Here is a 244-nt window from a genome sequence, read left to right as displayed (position 1 = left end):
GGTGTTCCTCCACATCTCTACGCATTTCACCGCTACACGTGGAATTCCACTCTCCTCTTCTGCACTCAAGCTACCCAGTTTCCAGTGCGACCCGAAGTTGAGCTCCGGGATTAAACACCAGACTTAAGTAGCCGCCTGCGCGCGCTTTACGCCCAATAATTCCGGACAACGCTTGCCCCCTACGTATTACCGCGGCTGCTGGCACGTAGTTAGCCGGGGCTTTCTTCTCAGGTACCGTCACTCC

1 rRNA gene is annotated in these 244 nt (G+C 55.7%); it reads right to left on the bottom strand.

Annotation, left to right across the window (positions count from 1 at the left end):
- Positions 1–244, bottom strand: a 16S ribosomal RNA gene (locus tag KJS63_RS25980); the annotation flags it as partial.

The organism is Paenibacillus sp. J22TS3 (assembly GCF_018403205.1).
Lineage (GTDB): Bacteria > Bacillota > Bacilli > Paenibacillales > Paenibacillaceae > Fontibacillus > Fontibacillus tuaregi.
The sequence above is the reverse complement of the archived record's forward strand: the minus strand, read 5'-3'. Positions and strand labels throughout refer to the sequence as shown.